This is a genomic window from Azospirillum brasilense (genome assembly GCF_005222205.1).
GTDB classification, from domain to species: Bacteria; Pseudomonadota; Alphaproteobacteria; order Azospirillales; family Azospirillaceae; genus Azospirillum; species Azospirillum brasilense_G.
The window spans coordinates 2,301,544-2,321,570 of sequence record NZ_CP032345.1 but is presented as its reverse complement, the minus strand read 5'-3'; the positions used below and the strand labels follow the sequence as shown (position 1 = coordinate 2,321,570).

Here is a 20,027-nt window from a genome sequence, read left to right as displayed (position 1 = left end):
CCACAGATGCTGTCGCGTAACTTGGAACAGACGCTGCACCGAGCCCTGGCCCATGCGAACGAGCGCAGGCACGAATACGCGACGCTCGAACACTTGCTGCTCGCATTGACCGAGGATGCCGATGCCATGGCCGTCTTGCGCGCTTGTGGGGTCGATCTGGACCGACTGCGCGCCGAACTCTCGGATTACCTCGACAACGAGCTTGCGAACCTGATCACGAACAGGCCCGATGATGCTAAGCCGACGGCTGGCTTCCAGCGGGTGCTGCAACGCGCGGCCATCCACGTCCAGTCGTCGGGGCGTGAAGAGGTGACGGGAGCAAATGTGCTCGTCGCCCTGTTCTCTGAACGCGAAAGCCACGCGGTCTATTTCCTGCAGGAGCAGGAGATGACCCGTTTCGACGCGGTGAACTACATCTCTCACGGAATCGCGAAGGCCCCGGGCCGCTCGGAAGCGAAGCGCGTTACCGGAGCCGACGAGGACGCGGCGGCGGAGAAGGTCGTGAAGAAAGGCAGCGAAGCCCTAGAGGCTTATTGCGTCAACCTGAACAAGAAGGCGGCCAGCGGGAAGATCGATCCGCTGATCGGACGGGAGCAGGAGGTCGAGCGGACCATCCAGATCCTGTGCCGGCGGTCGAAGAACAACCCGCTGTATGTCGGTGATCCCGGTGTCGGCAAGACCGCCATCGCCGAGGGGCTGGCCCGCCGCATCGTCCATGGCGAGGTTCCGGAGGTGCTGAAGGGCGCCACCATCTTCGCGCTCGACATGGGCTCCCTGCTCGCCGGTACGCGGTACCGCGGCGACTTCGAAGAGCGCCTCAAGGCCGTCGTCTCCGAACTGGAGGCCACGGAAGGTGCCGTCCTCTTCATCGACGAGATCCACACGGTCATCGGCGCCGGTGCGACCTCGGGCGGTGCGATGGACGCCTCGAACCTGCTGAAGCCGGCCCTCGCCTCCGGCTCGCTGCGTTGCATCGGTTCGACGACCTACAAGGAATACCGGAACTATTTCGAGAAGGACCGGGCCCTCGTCCGGCGCTTCCAGAAGATCGACGTCAACGAGCCGACGGTCGAGGATGCGATCAAGATCCTCCAGGGGATCAAGACCTACTACGAGAAGCATCACCGGGTGAGCTACACCAACGACGCGATCCGTTCGGCGGTGGAGCTGTCTGCGAAGTACATCGGCGACCGCAAGCTGCCGGACAAGGCCATCGACATCATCGACGAGGTCGGCGCCGCGCAGATGCTGCTGCCGGAGAACAAGCGGAAGAAGAAGATCTCCGTCAAGGACGTGGAGGCGGTGGTCGCCAAGATCGCCCGCATCCCGCCGAAGTCAGTCAGCCGCGACGACAAGGAGACGCTCCTCAACCTGGAGCGCGACCTGAAGACCATGGTCTTCGGCCAGAACAAGGCCATCGACGCGCTGGTCTCCGCCATCAAGCTGGCCCGCGCCGGCCTGCGCGAGCCGGAGAAGCCGATCGGCAACTACCTGTTCACCGGCCCGACCGGCGTCGGCAAGACCGAGGTGGCCCGCCAGCTTTCCCTCACGCTGGGCATCGAGCTGACCCGCTTCGACATGTCGGAGTATATGGAGCGGCACACGGTCTCCCGCCTGATCGGCGCCCCTCCGGGCTATGTCGGGTTCGACCAGGGCGGCCTGCTGACCGACGCCATCGACCAGCATCCGCATTGCGTGCTGCTGCTCGATGAAATCGAGAAGGCGCATCCGGATCTGTTCAACATCCTGTTGCAGATCATGGATCACGGCAAGCTGACCGACCACAACGGCAAGACGGTGGACTTCCGCAACGTCATCCTCATCATGACCTCCAACGCGGGCGCCTCGGACATGGCCAAGCCGGCCATCGGCTTCGAGCGCGAGCGTCGGGTCGGCGAGGACATGGAAGCGGTGGAGAAGCTGTTCACGCCGGAGTTCCGCAACCGTCTGGATGCGATCATCCCCTTCGCGCCGCTGACCCAGGAGGTCATCAACCGCGTGGTGGACAAGTTCATCATGCAGATGGAGGCGCAGCTCGAGGACCGCGGCGTCACGATCGAACTCGACGATCAGGCCCGCGAGTGGCTGGGCAAGAAGGGCTACGACCCGCTCTACGGCGCGCGTCCGCTGGGCCGCGTGATCCAGGAGCACCTGAAGAAGCCGCTGGCGGAGGAGCTGCTGTTCGGCAAGCTCGCCAAGGGCGGTCTGGTCAAGGTCACCGTGAAGGACGACAAGCCCGCCTTCGAGTACACCGAGGGGTCGCGCAAGCGGCGCTCCGGCGACGAGGACGAGGACGAGGTCGTGCACGAACTGGCGGAATGACGCCGCGTCGCACGGAACGCGAAAAAGGGGGCCGCAAGGCCCCCTTTCTTTTTGCCCGGCCGGCTGGCGCCTGACGGACCGCCGGGTGGTCACTCCTCGACCAGGACGACCGCGTCGCTGGAGCTCTTCATCAGGGCGATGCCGTGCAGGCAGTCGCGCTCGGCCGTGTAGCCCTCGCTGCTGACGGCGATGGTCTCGCCGTTGGCGGCGTGGAAGGTCCAGCGCCATTCGTTGCGGTGATCCTTGTAGACCTTGTACTTGGGTGCCTTGGCCGTGGACATGTTTTCCTCCTCACCATCGGTCTGATATCGACGGTGGAGGCGGCACGACCGTGAAGGGTGGACGGTTGCATTCCGGACGCGGCATCGCGGACACTCGTCCCGACGGCGCCCCGGAACGAAGCCCCAAAAAGCGAAGAACAAGGAAACGCACCATGCCCCTGCCCTTCCTGAGCGGACTGCGCGTCATCGACCTCGGCCAGTATCTGCCGGGTCCCTACGCCGCGCAGATGCTGGCCGACCTCGGCGCCGAAGTGGTGAAGGTGGAGCCGCCGAGCGGCGACCCGTTGCGCCACATGGGCCCCACCGACGCCGACGGCACGACCGCCGCCTACAAGCTGCTGAACGCCGGCAAGACCGTCGTCCGCCTGAACCTGAAGGACGAGGGCGACCGCGGCGCCTTCGAAAGGCTGATCGCCGGGGCCGACGCCCTCGTGGAAAGCTACCGCCCCGGCGTGCTGGACAAGCTGGGGGTGGGCCACGCCCGGCTGCGCGCGCTGAACCCGCGGCTGGTCCACGCCAGCCTGTCCGGCTGGGGCAGCACGGGCCCCTACGCCCGGCGGGCCGGCCATGACCTGAACTACATGGCGGTCGGCGGCGGGCTGGATTCCTCGGGCACGCCGGACCGTCCCTCGATCAGCCACCCGCCGGTCGCCGACTTCGCCTCGGCGCAGCAGACCGCGCTGGCGGTGGTCGCCGCCCTGTTCGGGCGCCAGCGCAGCGGCGAGGGCTGCTTCCTCGATCTCTCGATCATGGAGACGGTGCTGGGCTGGCAGGGCTTCAACCTGACCGCCGACGCCCGCGGCGAGGTCCCGGGCCGCGGCGAGGCGCTGCTGTCCGGTGGGGCCGCCTGCTACCGCGTCTACCGCACCGCCGATGGCCGCTTCGCCACCCTCTCCGCGCTGGAGGCCAAGTTCTGGCAAGGCTTCTGCGAGGCGGTGGAGCGCCCCGACTGGACCGCCCGGCAAGGCGACCCGCTGCCTCAGACTGCCTTGATCGCGGAGTTGGACACCCTGTTCGCCAGCCGCAGCCTCGCCGACTGGAAGGCGCTGCTCGACCCGGTGGACTGCTGCTTCGAAGCGCTGCCGACGCTGGCGGAGATGCCGGACCACCCGCACATCGCCGCCCGCGGCCAGATCCGCGTCACGCCGGGGCCGGAGCCGTTGGTGGAGACCCTGATGGGCCTGCGCGTCGATGGCGGGACCCCGCCCGAGCGCGCGCCCTTGCGTGAATCCACCGCCGACGCGGTGCTCGCCGCCTGGGCGTGAAGGCTAGAGGGCGATGAGGGGGCCGCCGCCGTCGCGCGGCGGCCGCGCCTCCAGGGGACCACGGCGGGCGCCCATCAGGCTGGCCTTCGACAGGTTCGCCGCCGCCTCGTCGCAGCCGCGCAGGTCGGCCGAGGCGAGGTTGGCCATCTCGAAGCTGGCGCCGGCCAGCTTGGCCCCGGTCAGCCGGGCGCCGCGCAGGTCGGCGGCGGTCAGAGTGGCGTTCGTCAGGTTGGCGGGCCAGCTCCGCCCTGTCGGGGTGCCGTCCGGGTTGCGCAAATCCACCATGCCGAGGTCGCCGCCGTGGAGATCCGCCCCGGTCAGGTCGGCCCCGCTCAGGTTCGCCCCGGTCAGCACCGCCTGGTCCAGCCGCGCCCGGCGCAGGCTCGCCCCGCCGAAATCGGCCAGCGAGAGCGAGGCGTTGGACAGCCGGGCCTCGTCCAGGTTGGCGTCGCGGAACACCCCGCCCGACAGGTCGCAGGCGGTCAGGTCCAGGCCGCGCAGGTCCATCCCGGTGAAGTCCGCCCGCAGCCCGGCCCCGCCGCCGCTGTTGATCCACAGGATGTGGGCGTCCAGCACGCTGCGCACCGGCGTCGGCAAGGCGTCGGCGTTCCGCATGTAGACGGCGCCGCTGAGGTTGGCGCCCTGCGTGTCGGCCACGGTCAGGTCGACGTTGCGCAGCGTCGCTTCGCGCAGGTCGGCGTTGCGCAGGACCGCGCGGGTCAGGTTGGCGCCGTTCAGCACGGCGCGCTTCATCTTGGCCCCGCTGAAATTCGCCTCGGTCAGGTCGGCCCCGGCCAGATTGGCGGCGAACAGGTTGGCGTTGCTGAAGTCGCCGCCGGCCGTCGAGGCGTTGGCCAGCTCGGCGTGGCTGAGGTCGGCGCCCTTGAAGCTGACGCCGTCCATCCGGGCGTCCGTCAGGTTGGTGGGCCGCCGCTCCTCTTCCTCCTCGTCCTCACGGCCGGCGCGGTGCACCATGATCTGGCCGGGACGCAGGTCGGCTCCTTCGAAGTCGGTGCGGGTCAGGTCGGCCTTGAGGAAATTCGCCCCGCGCAGGTCCGCCCGCGCGAAGGAGGAGCCCACCAGCTTCGCCCGGCTGAAATTCGCCCCGAACAGGTCGGACATGGCGAAGCTGACCTCCTCGAGCTGGGCGTCGGAGAAGTTGCCCTGGGTGAGGATGGCCGTTTGCAGGTTGAAGCCCTTCAGCCGCAGCCTCGACAGATCGACGCCCTTCGCCTGAAGGCGCACACCGCCCGGCCTCAGTTTGAGATAGAATAGATGATCCCGCACCTGCTTCAGGAATTCCATGGTGCGGTCGGTCATCGGGCGGGTCCGTCGGTCGGCTGGTCCCGCCCACACTACGCATTGCGCGGGGGCAGTAAAGGAGAAATCCCCAATCGTCCGCCACCCCTGCAATGCCCCGGGCGCATGCCGGACCAGAGCCATGGAACAGTCACCAAACCATTGAACCACAACGCGGTTAGGGTTTCGAAGAGGGAAAGCATGACGAGTTTCGACACGGATTGCCTGCGCCGCGCCATCGCGCTCAGCCGCACCCACATGCAGGGCGACGCCGGCGGCCCCTTCGGCGCGGTCATCGCGCGGGACGGCCGGATCATCGGCGAGGGCTGGAACTGCGTGACGTCCACCAACGATCCGACGGCGCACGCCGAGGTCGTCGCGATCCGCAACGCCTGCCGCGACCTCGGCAGCTTCAGCCTCGCCGGGGCGACCGTCTACACGAGCTGCGAGCCCTGCCCGATGTGCCTGTCGGCCATCTACTGGGCGCGGATCGAGCGCATCGTCTACGCCAACGCGCGCGACGACGCGGCGGCCATCGGCTTCGACGACGCCTTCCTCTACACCGAGATCCCCCTGCCGCTGGAGCGACGGGCCATCCCCATGCAACGCCTGCTGGCCGACGAGGCGCGCGCCGTCTTCGACGAATGGGCGGCCCGGCCCGACCGCGTTCCCTACTGAGCGGGTCTATTGATCGTCCCGGCGATAGGGCGACAGCTCCATAAGCGCCTCGCGCTCCGCCGCCACGCCGGGCCGCTCGCGGCGCAGGTAATCGGCGATGGCGCGGTGGAAGCCGGGATCGGCCACCCAGTGGGCGCTGTAGGTCGGCACCGGCAGGTAGCCGCGCTGGATCTTGTGCTCGCCCTGGGCACCGGCTTCGACGCGGCCGAGGCCGCGCTCGATGGCGAAGTCCAGCGCGCGGTAGTAGCACGCCTCGAAATGCAGGAAACGGTAGCTGCCGTCTGAGCCCCAGTTGCGGCCATAAAGGGCGTCGGTCCCGATCAGGTTCAGGGCCCCGGCCACCCATTCCCCGCCGTCCTCGCACATGACCAGCATAACCCGGTCGGCCATGGTCTCGCCGAGCAAGCGGAAGAAGGCGCGGTTCAGATAGCCGCCGCCCCACTTCCGGTCGGCGGTCTCCAGATAGAAGCGGTGGAAGGCGTCCCAATGCTCCGGCTTCAGGTCGGCGCCGGTCAGGCTGTGCAGGCGGACGCCGCTCTCCGCCACCTCGCGCCGCTCCTTGCGGATGGCCTTGCGCTTGCGGCTGTTCAAGGTTTCCAGGAAGTCGTCGAAGCGGGCGTAGCCACGGTTCTCCCAATGATACTGCACGCCTTCGCGGAGCAGCCAGCCGGCCTCGCCGAGGCGGCGCCAATCGCCCTCCTCCGGGAAGGTGACATGGACCGAGGAGACGCCATAGCGCCGCGCCACCTCCTCCATCCCCTGGATCAGGGCGCCGGCGACCGCCTCCGTCCCCTGTGCCGAGGCGCCGGGCCGGACGAGAAGGCGCGGCCCCGGCACCGGGGTGAAGGGCACGGCGCATTGCAGCTTCGGGTAATACTGCCCGCCCGCCCGCTCGTAGGCGTGCGCCCAGGCATGGTCGAAGACATACTCGCCGTAGGAGTGGTTCTTCAGATAGAGCGGCACCGCCCCGATGATCCGCCCCGCCCCGTCGAGGGCGGTGAGGTGGCTGGGTTGCCAGCCGGTGCGCCCGGTGACCGATCCCGATTCCTCCAGCGCCAGCAGGAAGGCATGGCTGAGGAACGGGTTGTCCGGTCCGGCGCAGGCGTCCCATTCCTTCGGGTCGGCCTGGCCGATGCCGGTCAGGACCTTGACGGTGATGGTCTCCCCGGCACCGGGGGCGGCGCCGGGGCCCCTGTCCTTGCCGTCGGGCATGGTCTCTCCTTCGCGGGTACGCCGAGGGAGGTGGGCGCTTTGCCGCGCCGCGGCAAGAGGCTGGCTCCTCCCCCGGTCGGAACCCCGGATCAGGCCAGTTCGAGGATGGCGTCCACCTCGACGGCCACGTTGCCCGGCAGCGACGGGGCGCCGACCGCGGCGCGGGCGTGCTTCCCGGCATCGCCGAACACCTGCATCATCAGCTCCGACGCGCCGTTGATGACCAGCGGCTGGTCGTGGAAGTCCGGCGTGCCGTTGACGAAGCCGCCCAGCCGCAGCACGCGCACCACCCGGTCGAGATCGCCGCCGCAGGCGGCCTTCGCCTGGGCGATGATGTTCAGCGCGCACAGCCGTGCCGCCTGCTGCCCCTGCTCCACCGTGAAGTCCTGGCCCAGCTTGCCGATGAAGCGGCGCTCGCCGTTCCACACGGTGACCTGCCCCGACACGTAGAGCGTGTTGCCCGACTGGGTGTAGGGCACATAGGCCGCCACCGGAGCCGCCGCCTGCGGCAGCTCGATCCCCAATTCCTTCAGCCGCGCCTCGATGCGTCCGGCCATGCTCATCCCTCCCTCTCCATTGCGGGCGCCGAGAATGCCCTGATGGGTGGCGCCCCCCGACGATAGCCCCCTCCGCCACCGGCACCAAGAGCTTACCGGCACCCCGGCGGCACCCCCAACTGGGTAGTTTTGTCCCGGAGTCCGGGGCGCAACACCCTTTCTGCCCGGCAAAACTTTCCGCCGCCGTGGGAAGGACCGTCCGGCCGGCCATGATCGGCCCACCGCGCAATCCCCTATAAAAATCATTAAAATCAACGCTTTACCGGAAGATCCGCGAACTGGCACGGGTCTTGATAGAGGTGGGTCGCGCAAATGCACGTTGCCTCGCTTCGGTTTCAAGCACCAGCCGCGGGGCGAGCCTCAGAAGGAGACTTGGAACCATGGCCATCAACGACGTCACCCTCACCGCGTCGATGCGCACGAATCTGCTGCAACTGCAGAGCGTGAACGACAAGATCGGTGTCAAGCAGAACATCCTCTCGACCGGCAACAAGATCAATTCGGCGCTCGACGGCCCGACGTCGTTCTTCGCAGCGAAGAGCCTGACCCAGCGCGCCGGTGACCTGTCGTCGTTGAAGGACGCCATGGGTCAGTCGATCAGCACCATCAAGGCCGCCGACAAGGGCGTGACCGCGATCGAAAGCATGATCGAGCAGGCGCGCGGCCTGACCACCGCCGCCTACTCCGCTCTGGGCACCGACGCCGGCTCCGTCGCCACCCGCAAGACGCTGGCCGCCCAGTTCAACGCGCTGAAGGAACAGATCGACAAGCTGGCCGGCGACAGCGGCTATGCCGGCAAGAACCTGCTGGCCGGCAACGGCCTGCGCCTGGACTCCACCAGCGAGTCGCGCCGCGCCGTCAACACCATCCAGGGCATCGAGAACGCCCGCGTCACCAACGTGGTGTCGACCGACACCTACACGGTGCGCGTCAAGGGCGACGGCTCCATCGAGGGCGCGGCCGGCGAGATCAACAGCGCCGAGATGGCCCATGGCCTGGTCGGCCTGAAGCTGTCCGGCACGATGGCCACCTCGCTCGGCAGCTTCTCCGACGTGCAGATCGAGGTCCGCGGCGCGAAGGGCCGTGAGCGCTCCTTCATCATCACGGACGGCAACGAGTCGCGCACGATCACCTACTTCGACAACAGCCAGACCATGGCCGCCAACACGACCCGGGCGGCCAAGTCGGGCACCGCGCAGCTCACCCAGGTGTCGATGGGCGGCACGATCGAGGCCGGCGACAGCTTCACGATCACCGTCGAAGACCAGACCTTCACCTACACCGCCACCGCCGGCGACGTGGCGATCGGCCAGACCGCCCGCGTCAACATCGCCAACCAGCTGAAGGCGTCGATCAACAGCGCGCTGGGCGCCAGCGGCCGCCTCAGCGGCAAGGACGTCCAGACCGTCACGGTCAGCACGACCGGCACGATCACGCTGGAAGGCGCGACGACGAGCAACTCCGCCCGTGAGATGACCGTCAAGGCCACCGCCGACAACGCCCTCACCAAGCGCATCTCCGAGAGCTTCGCGTCGGGCACCATCGTGTCCTTCACGGTGGACCGCAATCTGCTGGAGCAGGCCGCCAACAGCGGCAACGGCATCTCGGTCATCGAGAAGAAGGTCGACATCCAGATCCAGGTCAGCAACCTGAACGGCGCCACGGTGACCCGCGACGGCATGGCCAACCGCGGCGAGGGCAAGCTGGCGGAAGGCGAGAACTCCTTCGCGTTCGACACCGGCACGGTGCGCTTCAACGTCGATCAGAAGAGCATCAAGCAGGCGGCGGAAGCCAACTCGGCGGCCAACCTGGTCTCGGTGCAGGTGACCGACGCCAACACGTCGAACGATCTGACGGTGCAGCTCAACGAGCGCAACACCAACGCGATCACGGTGAAGGCCCAGAACCTGACCTCCAGCGGCCAGGGCCTGCGTCTGGACTACGCGCAGAACGACTGGACCGACCGCGCCGACATCGACAAGGCGGTTGCCGGCATCGACTACGCGAAGCAGACCCTGCGGTCGGCCTCGCAGACGCTGTCGACCAACCTGAACATCATCACGACCCGCGAAACCTTCACCAAGGAGTTCAGCGACGTGCTGGTCGAAGGCGCCAACAAGCTGACGCTGGCCGACCAGAACGAGGAAGGCGCGAGCCTGCTGATGCTGCAGACCCGTCAGCAGCTCGGCACCATCGCCCTCTCGCTGGCCAACCAGTCGCAGCAGTCGATCCTGCGTCTGTTCTAACCGGCAAGGTCCAGCCGGCGACCACAGGCCAAGGCAAGGCATTGCGCAGCAGGCGCCCCCACCGGGGCGCCTGTTTCTTTTGGCCCCTGGCCCGCCCCGCCCCAGGGGGGCCCTACCGCAAGGCGGCCTCGACCAGGGCGCGCGCGTCGGCGGCCAGCTTCGCGCGCTCGGGCGCCCGCGTGTACATCATGTGACCGCCGTCATACACGGTCACGGCGACCCGGTCGGCCTGCCCATCCGGCAGTTCCAGGCGGGACGCCACCCAGCGCGATGCCATGTAGGGGGTGATCAGGTCGGTGCGCCCATGGGCGATCAGCACCCGGAGAGCGGGCTGCAGGGTCAGGGCGGCCTGGAGGTCGTCCACCGCGCTGGGCTGGCCCGAGCGCGGCCATTCCCAGCCCCGGTTGACCCGGTCGCTGAGCAGGTCGAACGGCACCTCCGTCCGCACGCCCAGCCACTCGTGGGCGTAGGCGGCAAAGGCGGTGGTGTAGGTCGGCACCGTGCCCTTCAGAAAGGGATCGAAGGGAAGGCGCGCCGCCGACGGATCGGGGTCCGCGGCGGTGAAGGTGCCGTCATAGACGCTGGCGACCCGCCCGCGCCCACGCAGCAGCTCGCGGGCGAAGACGTCGGTGGGGATCTCGCCGCGGAAGCGGGTGACCAGTTCCTCCGGCAGGCCGATGGTCCGCGCCACCTCGGCGAAGAAGTCCCGCGCCGCGCCGGGCCGGCGGTAGTCCAGCCCGGCCAGCCCGGTGAGATAACTGGTGACGGCGTAGCGCTCCGCCGCTTCCGCTGCCTGCTCCGGCGTGCCGGGAACCAGCCCGTTGGCCGCGGCGGAGGCGGCGTAGGAGGGCAGCCGCAGCGCCGGCACCAGAAGCCCGCCGCCACCGCGGATGGTGGCGAAGTCCACCACCGGCGACACCATGATCAGCCCGTTGACCGCGATGCCGGTGTCGTCGATCAGCTGGTTTGCCATCTTGGCGATGCGGAATCCGCCGTAGCTTTCCCCCACCAGGAACTTCGGCGACTCCCAGCGCCCGTTGCGGGTCAGCCAGAGCCGGACGATCTCCGCCATGGCCCGGCTGTCGGCATCGACCGACCAGAAGCGCTTGCCGGGGTCCTCCTCCCGACGCCCACCCCCCTCCTTTCCGCCATCGCGCTGGATGCCGCGGCTGTAGCCGGTGCCGACCGGATCAACGAAGACCAGATCGGTGAAGGCCAGCCAACTGTCCGGGTTGTCGAGCAGCGGGGCCGGCGGGCGGGTCAGCGACCCGTCCTCGTTGAAGCCGACCACCTTCGGCCCCAGGGCACCCAGATGCAGATAGGCCGACGACGCCCCCGGCCCGCCGTTGAACACGAAGGCGACCGGCCGCTGGCCGCGGGGCGCCCCGTCCAATGTGTAGGAGACGGTGAAGACGCGGGCCGCGACCTCCTCGCGCGGGCCGTCGCGCAGGGGCAGGAACTCCGCCACCGCGGTGTAGGCGAGCGGACCGGCCGGCAACGGAAGCTGGTGCCTGGTCTCGCTGCGCTGGGCGTCGAACCCGCCGGTGGCCCGCTCCGCCGGCTTCGGGGCGCCCTGGTTCTGCTCGTTCCGGGCCGGTGCGTTCTGAGGCGCCCCGTTCTGGGGCTGTGCGTTTTGGGGCGCCGCGTTCTGGGGCGCCGCGTTCTGGGCGCTCGCGACATGGAGCGGCGGAAGCGCCAGCGCGGCGAGCAGAGGCAAAAGGCGGAGGCGGCGGTTCATGGCACGTCGCATGGCGCATTCCGTCGGCTGTGCGTCACAGGCCCGCATATTGACCCGCACCCGGCGTCCGGCAAGGACACACCCTTTCGGCCTGCGCCATGGCCTGCCACCGAAACCGCGACAATTTATCTCAATTCAGACCATTGATGCACATACGACCGTGTTTATGATGCCCAGCTTCCACCACCTTAAGCCGAGTCATCGCGATTATGGACATGCCCACCGAGAATTTTCAGGATCTCGTCTGGAGCGACGATCTTGCGTTGGGCGTCGAGGAGATCGACGAGCAGCACAAGCATTGGATCGAACTGGTCCAGGCGTTCCATGTCGCCGTTGCCGAAGGCCGCTCCCGCGAGGAGGTCTATCGCACACTGGCCGATGCGGTGGTCTATACGGAGATTCACTTCGCGAGCGAGCAGAAGGTGATGGAGCAGGCCGGTTATCCCTTCCTGGCCGACCATCTGGTCCAGCATTCCCTGGCGTGGGAGCAGTTGCACGCATTCACCACCGGCAACGTGCCGGAGGAAAACATCGCCGAGTATCTGGCGACCTTCCTGCCGCAATGGCTGATGCTGCACATCAACTCCGCCGACCGCCAGTTCGCCCGCTGGCTGAAGGAGCGTGACGCCGTCCCGGCGGAGCTGGCCGACGCCCAACTGTCCGGCCGCGTCTTCCCCAACATTCCGGTCTGAACCCGCCGGAGCGCGCTCTCACCGGAGCCCGCATAAAAAGGCCGCATGAAAAAAGGGGAGGTCCGAGGACCTCCCCTTTTCCACGCCATGCCGGGGATGGAACCGGCTGGCCTCAGCTGCAGCCCGTGGTGGAGCCGCAGGTGTCGCACTTCAGGCAGGTGCCGTTGCGGACAAGCGTCATGTTGCCGCACTCCCCGCACTGATCCCCCTCATAGCCGCGGGCGCGGGCCTCGCGGATGCGGTCGTAGCGCTGGTCGCTGCTGCTCCCGCCGTAGGCCGTGCCGGTGGTGCCGCCGACCGGGGCGGTGCCGCCGGCATGGACCACCGCGGCGCCGACCGCCGGGCTGGAGGCCACGGCCGCGTGGGCGGCGGACGCCGTGGCCTGGACCGCGGCGCCGGTGGCGGCCAGGGCCGCCGCGGCCGACGCCCGCTGGGTCTGCCCGCCGTTCAGGACGCGCAGGTTGTTGCGGACATAACCGGTGGACGCGACCTTGCGGACGATGTCCGACGGCTGGACCGCGCCGGTCTCCGGCAGGTCGCCCTGCTTGTCGCCGCTGCCGACCGTGAAGGGCACCAGATCCTCCGGCGTGGCGTGCGCCAGATCGGTGCGGCCCAGGTAGGAGATGGCGATCTCGCGGAAGATGTAGTCGATGACCGAGGTCGCCATCTTGATGGTGTCGTTGCCGGTCACCATGCCCGACGGCTCGAAGCGGGTGAAGGTGAAGGCCTCCACGAACTCTTCCAGCGGCACGCCGTACTGCAGGCCGATCGACACCGCGATGGCGAAGTTGTTCATCAGCGAGCGGAAGGCGGCGCCCTCCTTGTGCATGTCGATGAAGATCTCGCCGATGCGGCCGTCCTCATACTCGCCGGTGCGCAGGTAGATCTTGTGGCCGCCGACGGTCGCCTTCTGGGTGTAGCCCTTGCGGCGGTGCGGCAGGCGCTCGCGCTCGGTGCGCTTGCGCTCGATGATGCGCTCCACGACCTTCTCGACGATGCGCTCGGAGACCATCTGGGTGCGGGCCGCGTTGGCCGCCTCGACGATCTCCTCGACCGCGTCCTCCTCGTCGTCCAGCAGGGCGGCGGAGAGCGGCTGGCTCAGCTTGGAGCCGTCGCGGTACAGCGCGTTGGCCTTGATGCCCAGGCGCCAGGACAGCAGGTAGGCGTCCTTGCACTCCTCGACCGTCGCCGTGTTCGGCATGTTGATGGTCTTGGAGATGGCGCCGGAGATGAAGGGCTGCGAGGCGGCCATCATGGTGATGTGCGATTCCCAGGACAGGAAGCGCTTGCCGATGCGGCCGCAGGGGTTGGCGCAGTCGAACACCGGCAGATGCTCGTCCTTCAGGAAGGGCGCGCCCTCCAGCGTCATGGCGCCGCAGCAGAAGGTGTTCGCCGCCTCAAGCTCGGCCTTGGTGAAGCCGAGAGCGGTCAGCAGGTCGAAGCCCGGCGCGTCCATCTGCTCGGCGGGAATGCCCAGCGTGTCGACGATGACGTCGGCGCCGACCGTCCAGCGGTTGAAGGCGAACTTGATGTCGAAGGCGGTGGCGAGGTTGCCCTCCAGCTTCTCCAGCACCTCGGCCGGGAAGCCCTTGGCCGCCAGCGTCTCGTGGTTGACGCCCGGCGCGCCCTTCAGCGTGCCGTGGCCGACCGCGTAGCGCTCGATCGCGGCGATCTCGTCAGCGGTGTAGCCCAGCGTGCGCAGGGCCTCCGGCACCAGACGGTTGACGATCTTGAAGTAGCCGCCGCCGGCCAGCTTCTTGAACTTCACCAGGGCGAAGTCCGGCTCGATGCCCGTGGTGTCGCAATCCATGACCAGGCCGATGGTGCCGGTCGGGGCGACCACGGTGGCCTGGGCGTTGCGGAAGCCGTGCTGCTCGCCCAGCTCCAGCGCCATGTCCCAGGCGCGGACCGCGGCCATCGCCAGTTCCTGTTCCGGGCACTCGTCGGCGACGAAGGGCACCGGCTTGACCGACAGGCCCTCGTAACCCTCCATCTCGCCGCAGGCGGCGCGGCGGTGGTTGCGGATGACCCGCAGCATGTGGTCGCGGTTCTGCTCATAGGCCGGGAAGGCGCCCAGCTCCTGCGCCATCTCGGCGGAGGTGGCGTAGGCGACGCCGGTCATCACCGCCGAGATGGCGGCGCAGTAGGCGCGGCCTTCCGCCGAGTCGTAGGGCAGGCCGGAGGACATCAGCAGGCCGCCAAGGTTGGCGAAGCCCAGGCCCAGCGTGCGGAACTCGTAGGACAGCTGGGCGATTTCCTTGGACGGGAACTGCGCCATCAGCACGGAGATTTCCAGCACCATGGTCCACAGGCGGCAGGCGTGCTCGAACGCCTCGACGTCGAAGGTGCCGTCCTTCAGACGGAACGACATCAGGTTCAGCGAGGCGAGGTTGCAGGCCGTGTCGTCGAGGAACATGTACTCCGAGCACGGGTTCGAGGCGTTGATGCGCCCCGAGGCCGGGCAGGTGTGCCAGTCGTTGATCGTGGTGTCGAACTGCACGCCCGGATCGGCGCAGGCCCAGGCGGCGTAGCCGACCTTGTCCCACAGGTCGCGGGCGCGGAGCGTGCGATGGACTGTGCCGTCGGTGCGGCGGATCAGCTTCCACTCGTCGTCGTTCAGGACGGCCTGGATGAAGTCGTCGGAGATGCGCACCGAGTTGTTGGAGTTCTGGCCGGCCACCGTCAGGTAGGCGTCGGAGTCCCAATCGGTGTTGTAGGTCTTGAACTCGATGCTGGTGAAGCCCTGGCCGGCGAACTGGATCACGCGCTGGACGTAGTTCTCCGGCACCTGCGCCTTGCGGGCGGCGACGATGGCCTTCTTCAGCTCCTTGTTGACCTTCGGGTCCTGGCCGTCCTGGGCGGCGGCCATGATGGCGGTCAGGTGCTCGCGGCAGATCTTGGAGCCGGTGACGAGGGCGGCAACCTTCTGCTCCTCGGTCACCTTCCAGTCGATGTAGGCCTCGATGTCCGGGTGGTCCATGTCCACCGTGACCATCTTGGCCGCACGGCGGGTGGTGCCGCCCGACTTGATGGCGCCCGCCGCGCGGTCGCCGATCTTGAGGAAGCTCATCAGGCCCGACGACTTGCCGCCGCCGGCCAGCTTCTCACCCTCGCCGCGCAGGCGGGAGAAGTTGGAGCCGGTGCCGGAGCCGTACTTGAACAGGCGCGCCTCGCGGACCCACAGGTCCATGATGCCGCCCTCGTTCACCAGATCGTCGGCGACGGACTGGATGAAGCAGGCGTGCGGCTGCGGGTGCTCGTAGGCCGAGGCCGACGAGGTCAGCAGGCCGGTCTTGAAATCGACGTAGAAGTGGCCCTGGCTCGGGCCGTCGATGCCGTAGGCCCAGTGCAGGCCGGTGTTGAACCACTGCGGGCTGTTCGGGGCCGCCATCTGGGCGGCCAGCATGAAGCGCATCTCGTCGAAGAAGGCGCGGGCGTCGGCCTCGGTGTCGAAATAGCCGCCCTTCCAGCCCCAATAGGTCCAGGTGCCGGCCAGACGGTCGAAGACCTGCTTGGCCGACTTCTCGCCGGAATAGCGCTTCTCCTTCGGCAGGGCGGCCAGCGCCGCCTCGTCGGCGGTCTTGCGCCACAGCCAGGACGGGACGGTGTTCTCCTCGACCGCCTTCAGGGCGACCGGAACGCCGGCCTTGCGGAAGTACTTCTGGGCCAGGATGTCGCTGGCGACCTGGCTGTAATTCTCGGGAACCTCGATGTCCGTCTGCTGGAAGACCACAGAGCCGTCAGGGTTGCGGATCTCGCTCGTCGTGCGGCGGAAGCCGAGAGCGGCGTAAGCATCCTGACCCTCTTTCGTGAAACGACGCTGGACCCGCATGTGACTCGTGCTCCCTCTGGCTGGCGAACAAAGGTGTCGCGCTCCGTGCGGCGCAGCTCGCGCTGGCTGACGAACGCAACACCCTGTATGTTGGTGCGCATCCTAGCCTCAAGCTTTGGACCAAGCAAGACCCGGCCCAAGATATTGTGTGCTTGACGCGGGGCTACCTCCTAGATATGGCGCGTCAGGTCAACGGGCCAAGCCGCCGGCGGTTCCCGGAAAAAATCCACCACCCCCCACATCTAGTCCCGCGCCGAGAGCCTCCGGCGCCCGGTTTCCGTAAGGAATCCGTCACTTTCGCGGGGTTGCCGGGCCCCTCCGACCCCAGGAGTCACGGGGGGCGAATCGGCGGTACGCCCTCCTCCCGATCCCCCGCTCCGCAACCCCACTTTTGCCCGCTGGACCGGTCCCCCGGCGAGGCTCCCGGACAGCGCCCCGAGTCGCCCCAGGATGTCACAGGCGGCCCTGCGTGACCTTTCCCGCTCTCCCGGTGTTGGAAGGGTCGGTTTCGTGCAACGAGGAGATCTTCCATGCACAAGACGGTGATCGCGACCCTGTCCGCCCTGGCGCTGATGACCGGCGCCGCCGCGGCCCAGACCGGCACCGGCGGCTCCGCCCAGGCCCCGAGCTCCCAGGCCCCGAATTCGGTCATCATGGACCAGGGGCAGAGCGCCCGCCCGGCCGGCTCCACAAGCAACGCCATGGGCGGCGCCAGCGTCGAGCATCTGATGAGCCGCACGGTGATCGGAGCGGACGGCGAAAAGGTCGGCAAGGTGTCCGACGTGATCCTCGGCCCGGACGGCAACGCGCAGCTTCTGGTGATCCAGAGCGGCGGCTTCCTCGGCATCGGCGGCAAGGAGATCGCGGCGGACATCGCGCTGGCCGACGTGCTGCCGGGCAACGGCCCGATCACGCTGCGCGACGTCACCCAGGCGAGCGTGCGCGACATGCCGGAGTTCCAGTACAGCGACAGCATGACCTCGCTGAACCGCGGACCGAAGCACAGCGGCGAGTCGAACAAGCAGTAACGCGCGAACATCCATATTCCCTCTCCCCCCTGGGGAGAGGGTCAGGGTGAGGGCGGTGCGCGTGGCAGTGCGTCCGGCAAAAGCGCCCCCCTCACCGGCCTTCCGGGCCACCCTCGCCCCAGGGGAAGAGGGTTATTAAGGCCTACGCCTCCACCCCGCGCTCGCGCAGGTAGGCGCCCAGCTTGGTGTCCACGCCCAGAATGTGGCCGGACAGCCATTTGGCGAGGAAGCCCAGCACGAAGGCCCCCTTCTCCCCACCCGCGTCCAGCGCGCTGTTCACGTCGTGAAGCTGGCGGACGAAGCTGTCGTGCAACGCCTTGTGGGCGGTGTAGTCGGGATAGCCGTGCTCGCGCATCAGCGTCTCTTCCCGGTCGAAATGGGTGTCGGTGTAGTCGAGCAGGTCCCTCAGCACGTCCTGGATCTCGCTGTCGGCGCGGAACTCGTTCACCGCGGTGACGAATTCGTTGAACAGCTCGAACAGGCGCTTGTGGTCGGCGTCGATCACGGCATTCCCGACGCCGAAGCCGTCCTGCCACGCCATCGTTTCCCAACGCGGGTCAGCAAGGTTCGGCTTCGTCGTCTTCGGCTGCGTTGTGTTTAATTGCATGACGTTTCCCCCTTCAGGAAACATCCTTATAATCCACCGCCCACCCGCAGCCGGGGCGGCAGATGGTCACACTGACAGTATGGTTATAGGATTGCCGGTCAGTTCATCTGCGACAGCGGCAGGTTGACCAGCAGATTCTGCGGCTTCAGGCGCAGCTTGCGGTCGGCGGTCATCGCCAGGGCCAGATAGACGGGCCGTCCGGCGATGTCGGCGCGCATCGCCGCGGGATCGGCGAACTCCAGCCGGAACAGCGACAGGATGCGGGCCAGCCGCTCCTCCCCCACCTCGGCCCCGTTGTAGAGGTCGTTGAGGATCGCCGTGGCCTCCCCATCCAGCCCGACATGCCAGACCCAGCGCTCGTCGCTGATCCGCTGCACGGGATGGATCGACACCGCCACCCCCAGGAAATGCTTCACCCACCCTTCCAGGACGCGGCACAGCGCGTCGAGACCGGCCGCGGCGAAGGTCGCGTCCAGCACGGTGTCGTGCCGCGAGTCGCGCTCCCAGTAGCGGGAGTGGTTGGTCTCGTCGAGGATGTCGAGATCGACGGAGCGCGGGGCGGTCCCGGCCTCCACCACCAGCCGGCCCAGGCTGCCGAAGCCGCCGGTCGCGGCCAGCATCTCCACCGTCTCGCTGTCGGCCAGCCGGACCCGCCCGTCGTCCACCGACACCGTCTGGGGCCGGAAGAACAGCTCGCCCGCCCGCGCCCGCAGGCCCGACGGCGTGCCGTCCAAAAGGTTGCGCAGGATCACGTGGGCCATCTGGTCGATGAACAGCCCCGGCACGCCCCGCGCGCCCTCGCGGAACAGGCGGAGGTAGCAGCCCTCCACCGTGCCGGCGGCGAGCAGCCGGTCACGGAAGCCCAGCCAGACCGCCCAGTTCTCCCGCGCGTCCGCGTCGGCCAGCGCCTCCACCATGCCCGGCGGCACGGGGCGGGCGGGATCGTCGAGCAGGCCGGCGAACAGCGTGTGCTCGGTCTCGCAGGCGTCCTCGGGCGGGCGCATCTCCGGCCGCATCAGATAGGCGCGCAGGAAGTCCGGCGTGACCGCCAGCCAGCCGTCGGCGTCGCGCGTCAGCAGATGGAAACCGGACTCTTTCCAGAAATCGGACATGGAAGGCAGACCCTTGAGCAGAGAAGCAGGCGCAAAGCGTCCCTCATGTGGGCGCGCGGGCGCCCGCGCCAAGGACCTAGCACAGCCCGGCCTACAGATGCCCGACCTACAGATGCAGGGCGGCCAGAAAGGCGTCGACGTCGGCCCACACCCGCTCGCGGATGTCGTCACGCTCCATCAGCAGCTCGTGCTTGGCGTCGGGATGCTCCTTCAGCACGGCGTTGCCCAGCCGGGCAGCGGCGAGCCGGTGCGACTCCGAGCGGACAATGGCGTCGGCCGGGGCGCTCAACAGCAGGATGGGAGTCGTCACCCGCTCCAGCGGCGCGGTGAAGCGGATGTGGTCGGCGGCGCGCAGGGCCGCCCGCACCCAGCCGAAGCTGACCCCGCCCACCCGCAGCTCGGGCCGGTCGCGGAAGGCGTCGTGGTAGGTGGCGTAGCGGCGGGGGTCGGAGGTGATCGGGTTGACCGGGGTGAACAGCCCCTCCACCGGGTCGTAGTCGTGCTGGCCGAAGGCGTATTCGGCGGCCCGCCCGCGGGCGCAGAGGCGCTCGGCCAGCCAGACCGCCATGCGGCGCGGCACCGGGCCGGTGAAGATGTCGAACATTGGCGCCGTCAGCACCGCCGCGTCGCACAGGGCCGGGTTGCGCAGCAGAGCCATCAGGGCGACCAGCCCGCCCATGCTGTGGGCGACCAGCAGCAGCGGCCCACGTTGCCGCGGCCTCACCAGCCGCTCCACCACCTCGTCGAGATCGCCGGCCAGCGTGTCGAAGCTGTCCAGGTGATGGATCTGGCGGTTGGGCAGGGGCCGGTCGGACAGGCCCTGGTTGCGCCAGTCGAAGGCGAAGACCTCGAAGCCGCGGGCGAGCATTTCCCCCGCCGTCTCGGCGTATTTCTCGATGAACTCCGCGCGGCCGGTCAGCAGCAGCGCGGTGCCGCGCGGGGTGGCGGCGGTGGCCGCCCAATGGGCGGTGCGCAGCCGGGTCCCGTCCCCCATCGTCACCCAGCCGAATCGTGGCTCCACACCCAGATCCGCCACGCTCACGGCCATTCCTGCGCTCTCCCTCGCTGACGGGACGATTGAAGCATCAACGCACCGGGCGGGTCCAGCGCCCGGCGGCGGGGCCGGCCATCCGGTGGAACCGCCACGCTACCCCGGAT

Annotated in this window: 15 protein-coding genes; 6 read left to right on the top strand and 9 right to left on the bottom strand. The window is 68.5% G+C overall.

Annotation, left to right across the window (positions count from 1 at the left end):
• Positions 1-6 precede the first annotated feature (6 nt).
• Entirely contained in the window at positions 7-2,322 is a 2,316-nt protein-coding gene (gene clpA, locus D3869_RS11105) for an ATP-dependent Clp protease ATP-binding subunit ClpA (RefSeq protein ID WP_137140099.1), read from the top strand.
• Positions 2,323-2,411: 89 nt separating this feature from the next.
• Here the strand turns inward: clpA and D3869_RS11100 are convergent, their stop codons facing one another.
• Positions 2,412-2,603: a YegP family protein gene (locus D3869_RS11100; protein WP_137140098.1), complete on the bottom strand. Its 192-nt coding sequence runs from the start codon at positions 2,601-2,603 to the stop codon at positions 2,412-2,414.
• A 152-nt stretch (positions 2,604-2,755) separates the two neighbouring features.
• Between D3869_RS11100 and D3869_RS11095 the strand changes: the two genes are divergently transcribed.
• Entirely contained in the window at positions 2,756-3,868 is a 1,113-nt protein-coding gene (locus D3869_RS11095; RefSeq protein ID WP_137140097.1) for a CaiB/BaiF CoA transferase family protein, read from the top strand.
• Between the two features lie 3 nt (positions 3,869-3,871).
• Here the strand turns inward: D3869_RS11095 and D3869_RS11090 are convergent, their stop codons facing one another.
• On the bottom strand, positions 3,872-5,188 hold the full coding sequence (locus tag D3869_RS11090) for a pentapeptide repeat-containing protein (protein ID WP_175426442.1): 1,317 nt from the start codon (positions 5,186-5,188) through the stop codon (positions 3,872-3,874).
• Positions 5,189-5,368: 180 nt separating this feature from the next.
• Here D3869_RS11090 and D3869_RS11085 point away from each other — a divergent pair, with 180 nt between their 5' ends.
• Entirely contained in the window at positions 5,369-5,845 is a 477-nt protein-coding gene (locus tag D3869_RS11085; RefSeq protein WP_137140095.1) for a nucleoside deaminase, read from the top strand.
• 6 nt (positions 5,846-5,851) lie between these two features.
• Here D3869_RS11085 and D3869_RS11080 read toward each other — a convergent pair whose 3' ends face one another.
• Positions 5,852-7,057 carry a GNAT family N-acetyltransferase gene (locus D3869_RS11080; RefSeq protein ID WP_137140094.1) on the bottom strand — a complete coding sequence of 402 codons (1,206 nt, stop codon included), beginning with the start codon at positions 7,055-7,057 and terminating at the stop codon, positions 5,852-5,854.
• An 89-nt stretch (positions 7,058-7,146) separates the two neighbouring features.
• Complete coding sequence (locus D3869_RS11075; RefSeq protein WP_137140093.1) at positions 7,147-7,614, bottom strand: RidA family protein; 468 nt, start codon at positions 7,612-7,614, stop codon at positions 7,147-7,149.
• 380 nt (positions 7,615-7,994) lie between these two features.
• On the opposite strand from D3869_RS11075, the gene D3869_RS11070 reads away from it, so the two are divergent.
• A complete protein-coding gene (locus D3869_RS11070) occupies positions 7,995-9,860 on the top strand; it encodes a flagellin (RefSeq protein ID WP_137140092.1) in 1,866 nt (621 codons plus the stop codon).
• A gap of 112 nt (positions 9,861-9,972) precedes the next feature.
• On the opposite strand, the gene D3869_RS11065 is transcribed toward D3869_RS11070, so the two are convergent.
• The gene (locus D3869_RS11065) at positions 9,973-11,610 is read right to left on the bottom strand and encodes a S10 family peptidase (protein WP_137140091.1); all 1,638 of its coding nucleotides are present in this window, start codon (positions 11,608-11,610) and stop codon (positions 9,973-9,975) included.
• A gap of 197 nt (positions 11,611-11,807) precedes the next feature.
• On the opposite strand from D3869_RS11065, the gene D3869_RS11060 reads away from it, so the two are divergent.
• Complete coding sequence (locus tag D3869_RS11060; protein ID WP_137140090.1) at positions 11,808-12,290, top strand: bacteriohemerythrin; 483 nt, start codon at positions 11,808-11,810, stop codon at positions 12,288-12,290.
• Between the two features lie 112 nt (positions 12,291-12,402).
• On the opposite strand, the gene D3869_RS11055 is transcribed toward D3869_RS11060, so the two are convergent.
• The gene (locus D3869_RS11055; RefSeq protein WP_137140089.1) at positions 12,403-16,122 is read right to left on the bottom strand and encodes a vitamin B12-dependent ribonucleotide reductase; all 3,720 of its coding nucleotides are present in this window, start codon (positions 16,120-16,122) and stop codon (positions 12,403-12,405) included.
• 530 nt (positions 16,123-16,652) lie between these two features.
• On the opposite strand from D3869_RS11055, the gene D3869_RS11050 reads away from it, so the two are divergent.
• Positions 16,653-17,150: a PRC-barrel domain-containing protein gene (locus tag D3869_RS11050; protein WP_137140088.1), complete on the top strand. Its 498-nt coding sequence runs from the start codon at positions 16,653-16,655 to the stop codon at positions 17,148-17,150.
• 142 nt (positions 17,151-17,292) lie between these two features.
• Here the strand turns inward: D3869_RS11050 and D3869_RS11045 are convergent, their stop codons facing one another.
• From D3869_RS11045 to D3869_RS11035, 3 genes are all read right to left on the bottom strand, one after another.
• The gene (locus tag D3869_RS11045; protein ID WP_038531176.1) at positions 17,293-17,691 is read right to left on the bottom strand and encodes a bacteriohemerythrin; all 399 of its coding nucleotides are present in this window, start codon (positions 17,689-17,691) and stop codon (positions 17,293-17,295) included.
• A gap of 164 nt (positions 17,692-17,855) precedes the next feature.
• On the bottom strand, positions 17,856-18,869 hold the full coding sequence (locus D3869_RS11040) for a DUF6352 family protein (protein WP_137140086.1): 1,014 nt from the start codon (positions 18,867-18,869) through the stop codon (positions 17,856-17,858).
• A gap of 106 nt (positions 18,870-18,975) precedes the next feature.
• Complete coding sequence (locus D3869_RS11035) at positions 18,976-19,917, bottom strand: alpha/beta fold hydrolase (RefSeq protein ID WP_137140085.1); 942 nt, start codon at positions 19,915-19,917, stop codon at positions 18,976-18,978.
• Positions 19,918-20,027 lie beyond the last annotated feature (110 nt).

What these genes read in the sequence shown, in the direction of transcription:
- clpA (WP_137140099.1), top strand. Translation starts at nt 7, where the DNA reads ATGCTGTCGCGTAACTTGGAACAGACGCTGCACCGAGCCCTGGCCCAT.
- D3869_RS11040 (WP_137140086.1), bottom strand. Translation starts at nt 18,869, where the DNA reads ATGTCCGATTTCTGGAAAGAGTCCGGTTTCCATCTGCTGACGCGCGAC.
- D3869_RS11055 (WP_137140089.1), bottom strand. Translation starts at nt 16,122, where the DNA reads ATGCGGGTCCAGCGTCGTTTCACGAAAGAGGGTCAGGATGCTTACGCC.
- D3869_RS11085 (WP_137140095.1), top strand. Translation starts at nt 5,369, where the DNA reads ATGACGAGTTTCGACACGGATTGCCTGCGCCGCGCCATCGCGCTCAGC.
- D3869_RS11070 (WP_137140092.1), top strand. Translation starts at nt 7,995, where the DNA reads ATGGCCATCAACGACGTCACCCTCACCGCGTCGATGCGCACGAATCTG.
- D3869_RS11090 (WP_175426442.1), bottom strand. Translation starts at nt 5,188, where the DNA reads ATGACCGACCGCACCATGGAATTCCTGAAGCAGGTGCGGGATCATCTA.
- D3869_RS11060 (WP_137140090.1), top strand. Translation starts at nt 11,808, where the DNA reads ATGGACATGCCCACCGAGAATTTTCAGGATCTCGTCTGGAGCGACGAT.
- D3869_RS11050 (WP_137140088.1), top strand. Translation starts at nt 16,653, where the DNA reads ATGCACAAGACGGTGATCGCGACCCTGTCCGCCCTGGCGCTGATGACC.
- D3869_RS11100 (WP_137140098.1), bottom strand. Translation starts at nt 2,603, where the DNA reads ATGTCCACGGCCAAGGCACCCAAGTACAAGGTCTACAAGGATCACCGC.
- D3869_RS11065 (WP_137140091.1), bottom strand. Translation starts at nt 11,610, where the DNA reads ATGCGACGTGCCATGAACCGCCGCCTCCGCCTTTTGCCTCTGCTCGCC.
- D3869_RS11080 (WP_137140094.1), bottom strand. Translation starts at nt 7,057, where the DNA reads ATGCCCGACGGCAAGGACAGGGGCCCCGGCGCCGCCCCCGGTGCCGGG.
- D3869_RS11095 (WP_137140097.1), top strand. Translation starts at nt 2,756, where the DNA reads ATGCCCCTGCCCTTCCTGAGCGGACTGCGCGTCATCGACCTCGGCCAG.
- D3869_RS11075 (WP_137140093.1), bottom strand. Translation starts at nt 7,614, where the DNA reads ATGGCCGGACGCATCGAGGCGCGGCTGAAGGAATTGGGGATCGAGCTG.
- D3869_RS11045 (WP_038531176.1), bottom strand. Translation starts at nt 17,691, where the DNA reads ATGGCGTGGCAGGACGGCTTCGGCGTCGGGAATGCCGTGATCGACGCC.
- D3869_RS11035 (WP_137140085.1), bottom strand. Translation starts at nt 19,917, where the DNA reads ATGGCCGTGAGCGTGGCGGATCTGGGTGTGGAGCCACGATTCGGCTGG.